Origin of the sequence: Micromonospora sp. NBS 11-29 (assembly GCF_002140155.1) — a bacterium.
Lineage (GTDB): Bacteria > Actinomycetota > Actinomycetes > Mycobacteriales > Micromonosporaceae > Micromonospora.
The window spans coordinates 286932-301523 of sequence record NZ_NAPR01000006.1; the positions used below are offsets into that span (position 1 = coordinate 286932).

The 14592-nt window shown below is 74.4% G+C and carries 10 protein-coding genes and 2 pseudogenes; 5 read left to right on the forward strand and 7 right to left on the reverse strand.

Annotation, left to right across the window (positions count from 1 at the left end; genetic code table 11):
• The 3 genes and pseudogenes from B1205_RS08990 to B1205_RS09000 form a co-directional block, all read left to right on the forward strand.
• Nucleotides 1–1091, forward strand: a pseudogene (locus B1205_RS08990) (LiaF domain-containing protein); the annotation flags it as partial.
• Nucleotides 1088–1270 (forward strand): annotated as a pseudogene (locus B1205_RS33325) (hypothetical protein); the annotation flags it as partial. The pseudogenes B1205_RS08990 and B1205_RS33325, both read left to right, overlap by 4 nt.
• 610 nt (nucleotides 1271–1880) lie before the next feature.
• Nucleotides 1881–3128 carry a phosphatidylserine decarboxylase gene (locus B1205_RS09000; protein WP_089155182.1) on the forward strand — a complete coding sequence of 416 codons (1248 nt, stop codon included), beginning with the start codon at nucleotides 1881–1883 and terminating at the stop codon, nucleotides 3126–3128.
• 65 nt (nucleotides 3129–3193) lie between these two features.
• On the opposite strand, the gene B1205_RS09005 is transcribed toward B1205_RS09000, so the two are convergent.
• From B1205_RS09005 to B1205_RS09015, 3 genes are all read right to left on the reverse strand, one after another.
• A complete protein-coding gene (locus tag B1205_RS09005) occupies nucleotides 3194–4105 on the reverse strand; it encodes a CDP-alcohol phosphatidyltransferase family protein (protein WP_089155183.1) in 912 nt (303 codons plus the stop codon).
• 346 nt (nucleotides 4106–4451) lie between these two features.
• Nucleotides 4452–5414, reverse strand: a complete 963-nt coding sequence (locus tag B1205_RS09010; protein WP_089155184.1) for an NUDIX hydrolase — start codon at nucleotides 5412–5414, stop codon at nucleotides 4452–4454.
• 124 nt (nucleotides 5415–5538) lie between these two features.
• A complete protein-coding gene (locus B1205_RS09015) occupies nucleotides 5539–6486 on the reverse strand; it encodes an NUDIX hydrolase (RefSeq protein ID WP_089155185.1) in 948 nt (315 codons plus the stop codon).
• Nucleotides 6487–6630: 144 nt separating this feature from the next.
• Between B1205_RS09015 and B1205_RS09020 the strand changes: the two genes are divergently transcribed.
• A complete protein-coding gene (locus tag B1205_RS09020) occupies nucleotides 6631–6960 on the forward strand; it encodes a PspC domain-containing protein (RefSeq protein WP_089155186.1) in 330 nt (109 codons plus the stop codon).
• 7 nt (nucleotides 6961–6967) lie between these two features.
• On the opposite strand, the gene guaA is transcribed toward B1205_RS09020, so the two are convergent.
• Both guaA and B1205_RS09030 read right to left on the reverse strand, forming a co-directional pair.
• Nucleotides 6968–8524 (reverse strand): glutamine-hydrolyzing GMP synthase, encoded by a 1557-nt coding sequence (gene guaA, locus B1205_RS09025; RefSeq protein ID WP_089155187.1) that lies wholly within the window; start codon nucleotides 8522–8524, stop codon nucleotides 6968–6970.
• 68 nt (nucleotides 8525–8592) lie between these two features.
• A complete protein-coding gene (locus B1205_RS09030; protein ID WP_089155188.1) occupies nucleotides 8593–10326 on the reverse strand; it encodes an FAD-dependent oxidoreductase in 1734 nt (577 codons plus the stop codon).
• Nucleotides 10327–10457: 131 nt separating this feature from the next.
• On the opposite strand from B1205_RS09030, the gene B1205_RS09035 reads away from it, so the two are divergent.
• Nucleotides 10458–11558 carry an LCP family protein gene (locus B1205_RS09035; RefSeq protein ID WP_089155189.1) on the forward strand — a complete coding sequence of 367 codons (1101 nt, stop codon included), beginning with the start codon at nucleotides 10458–10460 and terminating at the stop codon, nucleotides 11556–11558.
• A 6-nt stretch (nucleotides 11559–11564) separates the two neighbouring features.
• On the opposite strand, the gene B1205_RS09040 is transcribed toward B1205_RS09035, so the two are convergent.
• Together B1205_RS09040 and B1205_RS09045 are read right to left on the reverse strand one after the other, a co-directional pair.
• Nucleotides 11565–13022 (reverse strand): M1 family metallopeptidase, encoded by a 1458-nt coding sequence (locus B1205_RS09040; RefSeq protein WP_089155190.1) that lies wholly within the window; start codon nucleotides 13020–13022, stop codon nucleotides 11565–11567.
• A gap of 154 nt (nucleotides 13023–13176) precedes the next feature.
• Nucleotides 13177–14571, reverse strand: coding sequence for a M1 family metallopeptidase (locus B1205_RS09045; protein WP_089155191.1), 1395 nt, complete (start codon nucleotides 14569–14571; stop codon nucleotides 13177–13179).
• Between the last annotated feature and the right edge of the window lie 21 nt (nucleotides 14572–14592).

Below are 14592 nucleotides of genomic sequence, written 5' to 3' on the forward strand. Positions count from 1 at the left end.
GGGCCACCCACGACCGGAGCCGGGTCCGGGCCCACTGCCGACTCCGGCTACCCGCCACCACCGGCCGCGTGGCCCGAGCCCGGCTACCCGGTCACGCCGCCCACCCGCCCCGAGCCCGGCTATCCGGTCACGCCGGCCGCCTGGCCCGAGCCCGGCTACCCGGTCACGCCGCCCGCCTGGCCCGACGCCGGCTATCCGACCACGCCGCTGTCCGCCCCGAGCTGGCCCGGCGGGCCCGAGACCGGACCGGTCCGGCCCGGGCCGGCGACCGCCGCGATGCCCTCGGCCGGCGACACCGGCGGCTGGCCGTCGTCCGGCGGCGCGTCGGCCTGGCCCNGCCGGCCACGCCGCCATCGACTCCAGCGGGTGCCCCGCTGCCGCCGGGTGGCTACCGCCCGCCGTTCGCGCCGCACGGCCCGTACGCCGGGTCCCGCCCCGCCCCCGCGCCGGTCCGGCCGCCACGGCCGCCGAAGCGGCCGAAGGAACGTTCCCCGCTCGGCGCGATCACCTTCTCGCTGATCTTCCTGGCGCTGGGTCTGGTGGCCACGCTCGACCTCCTCGACGTGTTCCCGGTCGGCGCGGCCGGCTACTTCGCCGCGGCGCTGGCCACCATCGGTCTCGGGCTGCTCGTGGGCACCTGGTTCGGCCGGGCCCGCTGGCTGATCGCTCTCGGTCTGGTGACTGCGGCGGCGCTCGGCGTGGCCACCGTCGCCGAGTCCTACGACCGGGTCCGGGGCATCGACGGCAACGTCACCTGGGCGCCCGCCGACCGTCGCGACCTGGCCGACCGGTACGAGAACAACTTCGGTGACGCGGTGCTCGACCTGCGCGCCATCGACTTCGACAAGCAGGACGTGCAGGTGACCGTCGCGGTCAACTTCGGCACGGTCACCGTGGTCGTGCCGCCGAACGTCGACGTGACCACGGTGGCCGACGTCAACGCCGGTGACGCCTCCGTCTTCGGCCGGCGCACCGGCGGGCTCAACGGTCGTCTCTGGGAGAGCACCGACTCCGGCCCGGACGGCCCGGGCGGCGGCACACTCCGCCTCTACGTCCACGTCAACGCCGGAAATCTGGAGGTGACCCGGTGAAGGCCCACCGTACGGACCTGGTGTCGTTGACCTTCGCGCTGATCTTCCTCGGGCTGGCCGTCTGGTGGCTGGCGGCTCGGATCCTCGGGCTCGCGGTCCCTCCGGTCGGCTGGTTCCTGGCCGGCGGGCTGGTGCTGATCGGCGTGCTCGGGCTGGTCGGCGCGCTGCGCTCGGGTCGCGCCCCGGACCAGCCGGTACGACCCGACCAGCCGACGCAGCCCGATCAGCCGGCGCAGCCCGATCAGCCGGCGCCGGCCGACCAGCCGGCACAGGCCGGGCAGCCGGCACAGGCCGGGCAGCCGACGCCGGACGGGCGACCGCACGGATCGGAGGCGACGGTCACCGCGCCGTACCGGGACGGGACGCCGATCGGCGACGTCGCGCCCCCCGGCGAGGCCGACGAGTGGGCCACCGACGCGGTGACCGACGTGCCGACGCCGGCGCGGGAGGACCCCGACGACCACGAGCCACGATGGACGCCGACCGACCCGACCACCGTGGGTTTGTCCACCATCGAACCCGGGAGCCGGTCCGGGCCCGTCACCCGCGAGCTGCCGCCGGTCGATCCGGAGGCCGGCGAGTCACCGGCCGGCCGGCGTACCCCCGGGGAGCCGCCGGCCTGACCGCACCGGTGCGGCCAGGCGGAAACGCCGCATATGCTGGTCGCGGAGATCGCGCCGCCGCCGGCCGGCCCGAGCCTGTCCCGGCCCGCGCCCGGCGATCCCGGCCGACCGGTCGCGTCGCCGGTGCGGTCCCGTCCGTCTCTACCGCGTCAGGAGCCCGTCCGAGATGACCCAGTCCCCCGCCGTGCGCGTCACCGGCCCGTCCGGTGCGGTCCGCCTCGGCGAGCGCGCCGCCCGCACGCTCGTCAGCGAGTTCGCCCGGCGTAACGACCCGAAGACCGGCCTGCTGGTCGGCGCGACCCCGGAGTCCGCGGTGCTGGCCTCGGCGATCGAGGCGCTGCTGCCGGGCGACCGGCTGGTGGTGACGCCGGCCGAGGGCGCCGCGGCGGGGGCGCTGCGCGCGCACGTCACGGCCCAGGGCCGCTGGGTCGCCGACCGGGTACGCGTGGTCGACACGCTCGCCGAGGCGGACGTCGCCGCGGCGGTGGTCGTCGCCGAGCCGTTCACCGGCACCGCCGAGGATGCTCGCGCCGCGATCGACGGCCTGTCGAAGTACCTGGCCGACGGGGCGGTGCTGAGCGTCGCCGCACCGCTGTTCCGCACCGAGGGCGCCGGTGGCGAGCTGGACCGGCAGGGCGTGCTGCACGGCGTCCGCACGGACCTGGTGCTGCGCAACTCCCCGCCGGTCCGCGTGCACCACCTACGGTTCACGCCGGCCCCGGCCGCGCTGGCGACCTCGCTGTCGCCGGCGTACCGGCCGTCGAGCGTGCCGTTGAGCCGGCAGATGCACATCGACTCCAACGGGGTGGCCGCCGCCGGCATCACGCTCGGCCTGGCCGCCCTGACCCGCGCCGCCCGGCCGAAGTCCCGGCTCTGGCTGCTCCCGGCGCTGGCCGCCGCGCCGGTGGCGGCGTTCTTCCGCGACCCGGAGCGCGACGTCCCGGAGGATCCGTCGGCCGTGGTCGCCTCCGCGGACGGTCGGGTCCTCTCCGTGCAGCGGATGCAGGACGAGCGCTTCGGTGACGGCGAGTGGCTGCGGGTCGCGGTCTTCCTGTCGGTGCTGGACGTGCACGTCAACCGTTCCCCGGTGGCGGGCAAGGTGATCGACTACTTCGTCGCCGACGGCGGCTTCGTCAACGCGATGAAGCCGGACGCCGAGCACAACGTGGCGGCGTACACGGTGTTGGACACCGACCACGGCACGGTCGTCGTGGCCCAGCGCACCGGGCTGATCGCCCGCCGGATCGTGCAGCGTGCGCCGGTCGGCTCACTGTTGGCCAGGGGCGAACGGTTCGGCCTGATCCGGTTCGGCTCCCGGACCGACGTCTACCTGCCGGCCGAGGCCGCGGATCCGCTGGTCGGCCCCGGCGACAAGGTGATCGGCGGGTCGACCGTCATCGCCCGCTGGCGCTGACACCGCAGACGCGAGAAGGGGCGCCGCTGGTCGCGGCGCCCCTTCTGTCGTACGGGTCGGGTGGGTCAGGCGGCCCGACGCTGGTGCAGCCAGAGCAGCGGGCCGCTGACCAGGTAGCCCACCACCACGAAGGCGAAGGTGAGCCGGATGTCGACGAGCGCGCCGACCACCGGGGCCAGCCACAGCCACGGCGGCAGCTTCAGCAGCCGGGCGAGCTTGGCGTAGGGGAAGCTCGACACCATGGCGAAGGCGAGCAGCGCCACGCCGGCGACCATGACCAGGCCGGGCACCGGCACCCCGATCGCCACGGTGAGGGCGAGCACCGCCGCCGCCATCGTGGTCGGCACGCCGCAGAAGAAGCGGCCGTCCTTCGGCGAGACGTTGAACCGGGCGAGCCGGACGGCCGCGCAGGCCGCGACCAGGGCGCAGGCGACCGCGGCGGCCGCCGGGGGCACCGCACCGGCCAGTGAGGCGTAGACCACCACCGGCGCGGCGAGGCCGAACGAGCACATGTCGGCCAGTGAGTCCATCTGCGCGCCGAACGGGCTGGCCACGCCGAGCTTGCGGGCCAGGGCCCCGTCGAGGCCGTCGAACGCGACGCACGCGATCAGGCAGATCGCGGCGAGCCGCACGTCGCCGCGCATGGCCAGGAAGATGGCCAGCATGCCGAGCATGAGGCTGCTCAGCGTGCACGCGTTGACCAGCGCGAACTTGGCGCGACGGCCGACGGTGCGGTCACCCGGCAGCAGCGGGATCGACATCGCCGGGGACTCGTCGACCGGTGTGGTCGGGGCGAGCGCCGGGCTGATCGGCCGGACCGCCTCGACGTCGGCGTCGAGCCGGCCGTAGCGGAGCCGCTGGCGGTCGGCGTAGCGGTGGTCGGGGGTGATCCGGTCGGTCCCCGGTACGGCCAGGCCGTCCCGGCGGCCCACCCGGACCAGCAGCACCTGGCGGGCGAATGTGCTGCTGCGGCGCAACCGGCCCGCCCAGCGACGCCCTGCGGGGCGCGGACTGTCAGTCGTACGACGCCGGCGCCATGGGGCTCTCGGCACGTTTCCTCCATCACCGGATCGACTGGCCGCCCACGTCGGGGCGGGTGTCCGGCTGTCTCGTGCCGGACCTTTCGGGCCCGGCAGCCCATTTGCGGAGTACACCATTGCACAGGGAACTGGGACTTGGCGATAGCTGCCGGCGGTACTTATATCTTGCTCAACCGGGCGAACCGCTCACTTATTCCCATCTCGGGCTTCATCGCCCTTTTTCGTCGACCAGTCCCAACTCCCGACTGTACCGGAGGCGGCCCAGGTCGGCTCGGTGAGCGGTTCAGCTCACGTTCCACCCGGTCGCCCGCGCCGCCACATCGGTCATCGGCAGGCCCGTGACCTGCTCCGGCACGAACCAGGCCGCCCGCGCCGTGGACCCGCCGGCCAGCTCGGTGACCACCGCGTCGGTCGGCGCGTCCACGCGTACCCGGTAGATCACCCGCACGCCGTGCCAGTCCAACGGGCGGCCCTCCGGGCCGAGCGCGGCGGGGTTGTGCAGATTGTCCACGGCCAGCAGGTCCACCACCCGACCCACCTGGCCGGCCTCCTCGACCAGCTCGCGGAGCAGGCCCGCCGCCGGCTGTTCGCCGTGGTCGGTGCCGCCGCCGGGCAGGTGCCAACGGCCGGCGCCCGGGTAGCCGTCGGCGATCATGGTGAGCAGCACCCGGCCCGACGGATCGGTGACCAGCCCGTACGCCGCGAAACGCTGCCGCCGGTCGACGGCCGGGCCGGCCGGCGCGGCGGGCAGGACCCGGGGCAGGTCGGCCGGCAGGGGCACCACGGGCAGGCCGAGCAGTTCGGCGGTGAACGGCAGCAGTGGCCGGGCCGCCGCCTCCTCGGCGGTGCACCACTCCAGCGCGTCGCCGCCGCCGCCCGGCTCGGGTCGCAGCCGCCCGCCCCTCGCCTCGACCACGTCGCCGCCGCCCGGCTCGGGTCGCAGCCGCCCGCCCCGGACCTCGACCTCGAAGACGAGCCGGTCGGTGTGCAGCGCGACATCCTCGGCGCGGCGCACGGCCACGTCGGCGATCGCGGCGCGGACCGGGCCGACCGCCACCCTCAGCCCGGTCTCCGCGGCGAACAGCCGGACCACGGCGTCCGCCGGATGCTCCGCGTGCGCGATCCCGCCGCCGGGCAACTGCCACACCCCCGGGTACGGCCCCCCGCCCGCTCCCCGTCCCAACAGCACCCGCCCACCGGAGTCCCGCAGTACCCCATGAACCCCAACCCCCCGTCGCAGCTCCACGCACCCTCCCCCTGACCGCCCTCACCCCGTCGATCATGAGGTTAGCGGCACCGGGACGGCTGTTTCGTCCCGTCAACCTCATGGTCAACGAGGCGAAGCGTGGGGGGTGGGTGGGTGAGTGGGGTTAGAGGAGGTGGGCGGCCTGGACGGCTTCGGCGGTGACCTCGGTGAGGCGGTCGGTGGGGAGGGCGCCGAGTTCGTCGCGGCGGAACCAGCGGGCCTCGCAGGTGGAGCCACCGACGTCCGCCACGGTGGGCGGGGCCGGCTGGTCGACGACCACCCGGTAGAACGCTCGGACGCCGTGCCAGTCGATCGGGTAGCCCTCCGGGCCGAGCGAGGCGGCGTCGCGGTGGCTGGCCACCCCGAGCAGCTCGACCAGCCGACCGGTCTGCCCGGTCTCCTCGACCAACTCCCGGATCAGCGCCGCGGCCGGCTGCTCGCCGTAGTCGGTGCCGCCGCCGGGCAGGTGCCAGCAGCCGGCGCCGGGGTAGCCGTCCGAGACGCGGGTCAGCAGCACCCGCTCCTCCGGGTCGGTGACCACCGCGTACGCGGCGAAGCGCTGCGCCCGGTGCAGCCCGTCCGGGCCGGGGACGGCGTAGAACGAGGGGAACTCGGGGACCTCCTCCGGTACGACGTCGTCGCTGGAGGTGGGCAGGCCCAGCGCCCGCGCGGTGAACGACCGCAGCGGCAGCTCCCGGGCCTCGTCGAGGGTGAACCAGCGGGCCAGGTCGGTCGGGCGGTCGACCCGCTCGGTGAGCGTCCCGCCCCGGACCGACACGGTGTAGAGCAGGCGGTCGGTGTGGATCGTGATGCGCCGCTCGGGCAGCGCCCGCATGTCGGCGAGCACGTCCTGGAGGCCGGCGACGGCGACCGAGAGCCCGGTCTCGGCGGCGGTCTCCCGGACGACGGTGTGCTTGGGGTCCTCACCGTGGTCGACCGCCCCTCCGGGCAGCGACCAGATGCCGGGGGTGCCGGAGCGCTCCGATGCGCGGACCAGCAACACTCGGCCGTCTGAATCAGCACAAACTGCGTATGCCGCGATCCTGCGCAGCGGCTCCAGCGAGATGGTCACGGGACTGAATTCTCCCCGGGCCGGGTTACCGGCATCGAAAAGAGTCGGATTCCTGACTCTCGGCTGGTGCCTCAGGGATGGATCAGGGTAGGTGTCCGGGCGGTCACCGAGGTCGTCCGCCGCTCGGCGCGCGACCGTGGAGCCATGACCTACACGAACCCCTCCCAGGTGCCCTACAAGCAGCTCCGCCGGCCGGTCAGCGACCGTATGATCGCCGGGGTGGCCAGCGGGCTCGGCCGCTACTTCGCCGTCGACCCCACACTGGTCCGGATCGCCTTCGCGACGGCCGCGGTGCTCACCGGCGGGCTGGCCGCGCTCGCGTACCCGATCATGTGGTTCCTGATGCCCGAGGAGCCGGCCGGCGCGCCCGCCTGGCCGCACCCGCCGGGCACCGCGCCCGGCTGGCCGCCGGTGCCGCCGGCCGGGCCCGGGGCGTCGCCTCGGCCGGAGGCCGGGCCGCCGCCGGCCGCGTGAACCGGCGTCACTCCCACTCGATGGTGCCCGGCGGCTTGCTGGTCACGTCCAGGACCACGCGGTTGACCTCGGCGACCTCGTTGGTGATCCGGGTGGAGATCCGGGCCACCACGTCGTAGGGCAGCCGGGACCAGTCGGCGGTCATCGCGTCCTCGCTGGAGACCGGGCGCAGCACGACCGGGTGACCGTAGGTGCGTCCGTCGCCCTGCACACCGACGCTGCGGACGTCGGCCAGCAGCACCACCGGGAACTGCCAGACCCCCCGGTCCAGGCCGGCCGCGGTCAACTCCTGCCGGGCGATCAGGTCGGCCCTGCGGAGCACGGCGAGGCGCTCCTCGTCGACCGCGCCGATGATCCGGATGGCCAGGCCCGGGCCGGGGAACGGGTGCCGCCACACCATCGCCTCGGGCAGGCCCAGCTCCAGGCCGATCGTGCGGACCTCGTCCTTGAAGAGCGTACGCAGCGGCTCGACCAGGGCGAACTTCAAATCCTCGGGCAGCCCGCCGACGTTGTGGTGGCTCTTGATGTTGGCGGTGCCGGTGCCGCCGCCGGACTCCACCACGTCCGGGTAGAGGGTGCCCTGCACCAGGAACTCGACGTCGCCGTGCGCGGCGATCTCGCGGGCGGCGGCCTCGAAGACCCGGATGAACTCACGGCCGATGATCTTGCGCTTCTGTTCCGGATCGGTCACCCCGGCGAGCGCGCCGAGGAACCGCTCCCGCGCGTCGACCACCTTCAGCTTGATGCCGGTGGCGGCGACATAGTCCTTCTCCACCTGCTCGGCCTCACCGGCCCGCAGCAGCCCGTGGTCGACGAAGACGCAGGTGAGCTGGTCGCCCACCGCCCGGTGCACCAGCGCCGCGGCGACCGCCGAGTCGACGCCGCCGCTCAGGCCGCAGATGACCTCCTTGTCGCCGACCTGCTCGCGGATCCGGGCGACCTGCTCGTCGATGATGTTCTCGGCCGTCCAGGTCGGCGCGACGCCGGCGATGTCGTAGAGGAAGCGGGTCAGCATCTCCTGCCCGTGCGCGGTGTGCCCCACCTCGGGGTGGAACTGCACGCCGGCCCGGCGACCGGCCAGGTCCTCGAACGCGGCCACCGGCGCGCCCGCCGACTCGGCGGTCACCGTGAAGCCGGCCGGCGCCTCGGTGACGCAGTCGCCGTGGCTCATCCAGACCGGCAGGTCGGCCGGCAGGTCGCGCAGCAGCACACCGGGCTCGGTCAGGCGCGGGCGCAGCGGGGTGCCGCCGTACTCACGGTTGCCGGTGCGGGAGACCGTGCCGCCGAGCGCCTGCGCCATCGCCTGGAAGCCGTAGCAGATGCCGAAGACCGGCACGTCCGCGTCGAACATCCCGGCGTCGATCTGCGGTGCGCCCGGGGCGTAGACGCTGGACGGTCCGCCGGACAGGATGATCGCGGCCGGGTCCTTCGCCAGCATCTCGGACACCGGCATGGAATGCGGGACGATCTCCGAGTAGACCTTCGCCTCGCGGACGCGGCGCGCGATGAGCTGGGCGTACTGGGCTCCGAAGTCCACCACGAGGACGGGGCGAGGCGTGCTCATGTGCGCAAAGCCTACCGACAGTCACCGACGCCGTGGACGCACCCCGGCGGTGTCGCGCCCGCCAGGTGTTAAGAAGGGGCCCCGCCTCTACCGGAAGCGTTAAAAGGGGGCCCCTCCTTCCACCGCAGAGCGGCGGGAGCGTGCGCCGGGACCGCCGGCGTGCGCGGCGGCACCGGGGCGACGCGGAGGTACGCCGAGCCAGGCGCCGGACGCGGGTCCGCCTCGCCCTTGTTGGGCCAGAACGACATGGCCCGCTCCGCCTGCGCGGTGATCGTCAGCGACGGGTTGACGCCCAGGTTCGCCGAGACCGCCGCGCCGTCGACCACGTGCAGCCCCGGGTGGCCGTACACCCGGTGCCAGGGGTCGATCACCCCGTCGGCCGGGGTCGCGCCGATCACCGCGCCGCCGAGGATGTGCGCGGTCATCGGGATGTCGAACGGCTCGGTGACCGCGCCGCCCGGCGTACCGTCGATCTCCTCGGCCAGCAGCCGGACCGCCTCGTTGCCGGCCGGGATCCAGGTCGGGTTCGCCGCGCCGTGACCGGGGCCGGAGACCAGCCGGCGACCCCGCCAGCGGGTGGTCAGCGAGTTGTCGACCGACTGCATGACCAGCGCGATGACGGTGCGTTCGGACCAGCCTCGGACGGACAGCATCCGCGCGGCCAGCCCCGGCTGGCGGACGATGCTGCCCAGCCAGCGCCGGACCCGGTGCGGCCCGCCGTCGACCAGCAGCGACTGGAGCAGGCCCATGGCGTTGGAGCCCTTGCCGTAGCGGACCGGCTCGATGTGGGTCTGCGCGTCGGGGTGGAACGAACTGGTGATCGCCACCCCCTCGGAGAAGTCGAGCCCGCGCCGCCGGGCCGCCCCGGACGCCACCGAGGCGCCGAGGATGGCCTCCGAGTTGGTGCGGGTCAGCTCGCCGAGCCGGGGGGAGAGCGCCGGCAGCGCGCCGGTCGCCTTCATCTCGTGCAGCAGCCGTTGGGTGCCGAGCGCGCCGGCCGCGAAGACCACCTGGTCGGCGTGGATGACCGCGCGCCGCTTGCGCAGCCAGGCCCCGGTGCGCTCGGTGTGCACGGCGTAGCCGCCGGCTTCCTCGGGGCGTACCGCGGTGACCGTGGTCAGCGGGTGCACCTGTGCGCCGAGCCGCTCGGCCAGCCACAGGTAGTTCTTGACCAGCGTGTTCTTCGCGCCGTGCCGGCAACCGGTCATGCAGGAGCCGCAGTGGCTGCATCCGGTGCGGTCGGGCCCGACGCCGCCGAAGTACGGGTCCGCCACCCGCTGCCCCGGCCGGCCGATGTGCACGCCGACCGGCGTCGGACGGAACGTGTGCGCCACCCCCATCCGCTCGGCCACCGCCCGCATGGCCCGGTCCGCGCCGGTGACGATCGGGTACGTGGTGACGCCGAGCATCCGTTTCGCCTGGTCGTAGTGGCGGGACAGCTCGTCGCGCCAGTCGGTGATGTCCCGCCACTGCGGGTCGGCGTAGAACGCGTCCAGCGGCTCGTAGAGCGTGTTCGCGTAGACCAGCGACCCGCCGCCCACCCCGGCGCCGGAGAGCACCAGCACCGCGCCGCCGGCCTTCCGGTCGGCGGAGCGGAGCAGCGTGATCCGTTGCAGCCCGAAGCAGCCGAGCCTCGGCGCCCACAGGAACCGCCGGGCCTGCCAGGACGTACGGGGGAACTCCTCGTCGGCGAAGCGCCGGCCGGCCTCCAGGACGCCGACCGAGTAACCCTTCTCGGCCAGCCGGAGCGCGGTGACGCTGCCGCCGAAGCCGGAACCGATGACGACCACGTCGTAGCGCATGGACGCATCATTACCGACGGGTAGCTATGGCGCCAGCACGCGTTTTTCGCAGATCATGCAGAGCGCTTCGACCGCCGGTGCAACCTCTGGTGCCCCCGGACGCGTCGAAACCGACGGGGAGAGGAAGAGCCGTGACGAGACGACGCCTGCTGGGCCTGGCCGCCCTGGTGGCGGCCCTGCTGGTCGCCGGCGGGACGGTGGTGGCCACCCGGCTGGTCGGGCACGACACCCCGCCCCGGGCCGCCGCGCCGGCTACCTCCGCACCCGGCTCACCCACGCCGGCGCCGACCACCGCCAGCCCGACGCCGCCGCCCGGCACCGACCTGACCGGCCCGCTCAACCTGATGCTCGTCGGCGTCGACACCCGGGTCAGCATCCCGGGCTGGGAACCGCACGCCGACGCCGTGCTGGTGCTGCACGTACCCGCCGGGCTGGGCCGGGCGTACCTGTTCTCGCTCCCCCGCGACCTGGTGGTCGACATCCCCGCCTACCCGAAGGCCCGGTACCCGGGCGGGAAGACGAAACTCACCCACGCGATGAGCTACGGCAGCCGGGTCCCCGGCGACGAGCGGCACCCCAGCACCGCACAGGGGTACGAACTGTTGCGCACCACGGTCTCCCGCTACACCGGGCTGCGCATCGACGCCGGCGCGGTGATCACGTTCGGTGGTTTCGACAAGCTGGTGGACACGCTCGGCGGGGTGGACCTCTACGTCGACCAGAAGGTCGCCTCCCGGCACCGCCGCCCGGACGGGACGATGCGGCCGTTGGGCGGCGGCGGCTACCTCGGACCGCAGATGGTCTACCAGAAGGGCAACCGGCACCTGACCGGCTGGCAGGCGCTCGACTACGCGCGGCAGCGCTACACCGCCGGCGGCGACTACACCCGGCAACGGCACCAGCAGCAACTGCTCCGGGCGCTCGCCGGCAAGCTCGTCGAGCAGGGCACGGCCCGCGACCCGCAGCGGGTCGAGCAGATCGTCGCCGCGCTGGGCAAGACCCTGGTGTACGTCGGCGGCGGGCGGAAGCTGATCGACTTCGCGTACGCCCTGGGCGGTGTGCCGGCGGACCGGATCACCCTCGTGGGGTTGCCCGGCACCGGGGTGGGCAGCGGCGGCGCGTACCGGGGCGAGCAGCTCCAGCCGCTGGGCCGCGCGTTCCTCACCGCGCTGCGCGGCGGGCGGGCCGACGCGTTCCTCGCCGCACACCCGGCGTTGCGCGTCAAGACCTGAGGTGTGTCACAGGGGTTTGGGGGTGGGTGGCCGCTCGGTGTCGTACAGCCACGCGGAGAACAACTTGCCCAGCTTCTTCCCCGACACCCGCTCCGCCAGCGCCACGAAGTCCGCGGTGGTGGCGTTGCCGTCCTTCCGCTCAGCCGCCCAACTCCGCAGGATCGTGAAGAACGCGGTGTCGCCCACCGCCACCCGCAACGCGTGCACCGTCATCCCGCCCCGGTCGTAGACCGAGCCGCCGAACAGGTTCTCCACCCCCGGCTTGCCCGGTGGCGTCCGCCAGACGAGGCCGGAGGCGCCCGCGTACTTCTGCTCGAACGTGCGCTGCACCGTCGACTTCCCGGCGTGCTCCGCCCACAGCCACTCCGCGTACGTGGCCAGTCCCTCGTTGAGCCAGATGTCCTGCCAGCGCTGGATCGAGACGCTGTCGCCGTACCACTGGTGGGCCAGTTCGTGCGCGACCACGCCGGTGTTGTCGCCCTGCCGGAAGAAGCTGGCCGCGTAGACCGGCCGGCTCTGCGTCTCCAGCGCGTACGCGATCCGGCTGTCGGCGACCACCACACCGCCGTACGCGTCGAACGGGTACGGCCCGAAGATGCTCTCCAGGTAGTCGGCGACCTCGACGGTGCGGGCGATCGAGCGGTCCGGCGCCCCCTCGGGGAGCTGCGTGGTGACCGCGCTCCAGACCGGCCGTCCCCGGTGCTCGTCGGTGGTGACGCGGAACTTCCCGATCGCCACCATGCTCAGGTAGCTGGCCATCGGCGAGCTCTCCGACCAGCGCCAGGTGGTCCAGTCGCCGGTGGTCGTACGCCCCTTCGGCACCCCGTTGCCGACCGCCGTCAGCCCCTTCGGCACGGTGATCTCGACGTCGTAGGTGGCCTTGTCCGACGGGTGGTCGTTGACCGGGTACCAGGTGCTCGCCGACTGCGGCTGACCCAGCGCGACCGCCCCGTCGGTGGTGTGCAGCCAGCCGCCCTCGCCGAGCCCGTCGACGCGCAGCGGCTCCGGCCGCCCGTCATACCGGATCTCGGCGACGAAGCCGTTGCCGGAGGTGAGCCCGGTGGCCGGCGTGACGACCAGCTCGTCGTCGGTGCGGGAGTGCCGGGCGGCGGCGCCGTCCACGGTCACCGCCCGCACGGTCAGCCCGGCCAGGTCCAGGTTGAACGCCGACAGGTCGGCGGTCGCGGTGGCCCGGACCGTGGTGGTGCCGGTGAGCTTGTCGGTGTCCGGGTCGTAACGCACCTTGATCGTGTAGTGCGCGACGTCGTAGCCGCCGTTGCCGTAGCTCGGGAAGTAGGCGTCCCCGACGCCGGCCGCGCCGGGCGCGAAGCTGCGGGTGGCCGACGGGCCGGGCGAGGTGGGGGTCGCGGCGCTCCGGTCCGGCTCGGCCGAGCCGCAGCCGGCCAGCAGCAGCGTGCCGCAGGTCAGCAGCCCGAGCCGTCGTCGTCCGCCGCGCCGCGTCATCGCCTCGATCCCCTCCAGGGCCCCGTTCGGCGGCCCTCCCCGCGGGCCGCTTCGCCCGCGGCAGCCTACCGAGCGGCGGTCACACCCGCGTCACGGCCGGCCCGCGTCACCGAACGCCCAGGTCACAGACGGTCCGTCCCGCCACGGGCCCCGCTCACGGCAGGGCCGGCGGCGTCGCGCCGACCAGCCAGGCGTCGAACAGCGTCCGCAGCGGACGGCCGGCGGCGCGCTCCGCGTACCCGATGAAGTCCGCGGTGGTGGCGTTGCCGTCGCGTCGCTGCGCCAGCCACCCGCGCAGCAGGCGGAAGAACGTCTCGTCGCCGACCGCGCGGCGCAGCGCGTGCACCGCGAGCGCGCCCCGCTGGTAGACCGCGTCGCCGAACATCCCGGCCCGACCCGGGTCGACGGTGGGCTTCGACCAGTCGGTGGCGGCGTAGCGGTCGGCGACGGTCCCCGCCACGGTCCGCCCGCCGTCGTGCTCGGCCCACAGCCATTCCGCGTACGTGGCGAAGCCCTCGTTGAGCCAGATGTCGCTCCACCGGGCCACCGACACGCTGTCGCCGAACCACTGGTGGGCCAGTTCGTGCGCGACCACCGCGGCGTTCGGCCGACCGCCGGCGAAGAAGGCCGGCCCGTAGACCGGGCGGGTCTGGGTCTCCAACGCGTACCGGATCCGCTCGTCGGCGACCGCCACGCCGCCGTACGCGTCGAACGGGTACGGCCCGAGGCGCGCGGCCAGGAAGTCGGCGACCTCGCCGGTGCGGGCCAGCGACGCGGCGGCCGGCCCGTCCGGGGGCAACGCCGAGGCGACGGCGGTGACCAGCGGCTTGCCGGCGTGGGTGCCGGTGGCGACCCGGTAGTCGCCGATCACCAGCGTGGTCAGGTAGCTCGCCATCGGCGAGCGCTCCGACCAGCGCCAGGTGGTGCGGCCACCGGCGCTGGTCCGTCCGGTCGGGACGCCGTTGGTCAACGCGGCGAGCCCGTCCGGCACGGTGACCGCGACGTCGTAGGTCGCCTTGTCCGACGGGTGGTCGTTCACCGGATACCACGTGCTGGCCGACTGCGGCTCGCCGAGCGCGATCGCGCCGTCCGGGGTGTGGTGGAAACCGACGTCGCCCAGCTCGGCGTCGGGCAACGGCTTCGGCACCCCGCCGTACGCCACCTCGACGGTGAACCGTTTCCCGGCCGGCAGCCCGTGCGCCGGGGTGACGACCAGCTCCGCGTCGTCGTGGCGGTGCCGCGCCGCCGCGCCGTCCACCCGCACCCGGTCGACGGTGAGGCCGGCCAGGTCGAGGTGGAACGCCGAGAGTGCCGCCGTGGCGGTGACGGTCAGCGTGGCCGTGCCGGTGAGCCGGTCGTCGGCCGGGTCGTAGCGGACGTCGAGCGCGTAGTGCCCGACGTCGTAGCCGCCGTTGCCCGCCCCCGGCACGTACGGGTCACCGGCATCGGCGGCACCCGGCCGGAAGCCGCCGTCGTCCCCGCCGGTGCAGCCGCCCGCCAGCAACGCCACGGCCAGCGCCGTCGCGCACCACCGCCGCCCCCAGCTCACCCGGCGAGCCTAGACGCGCCG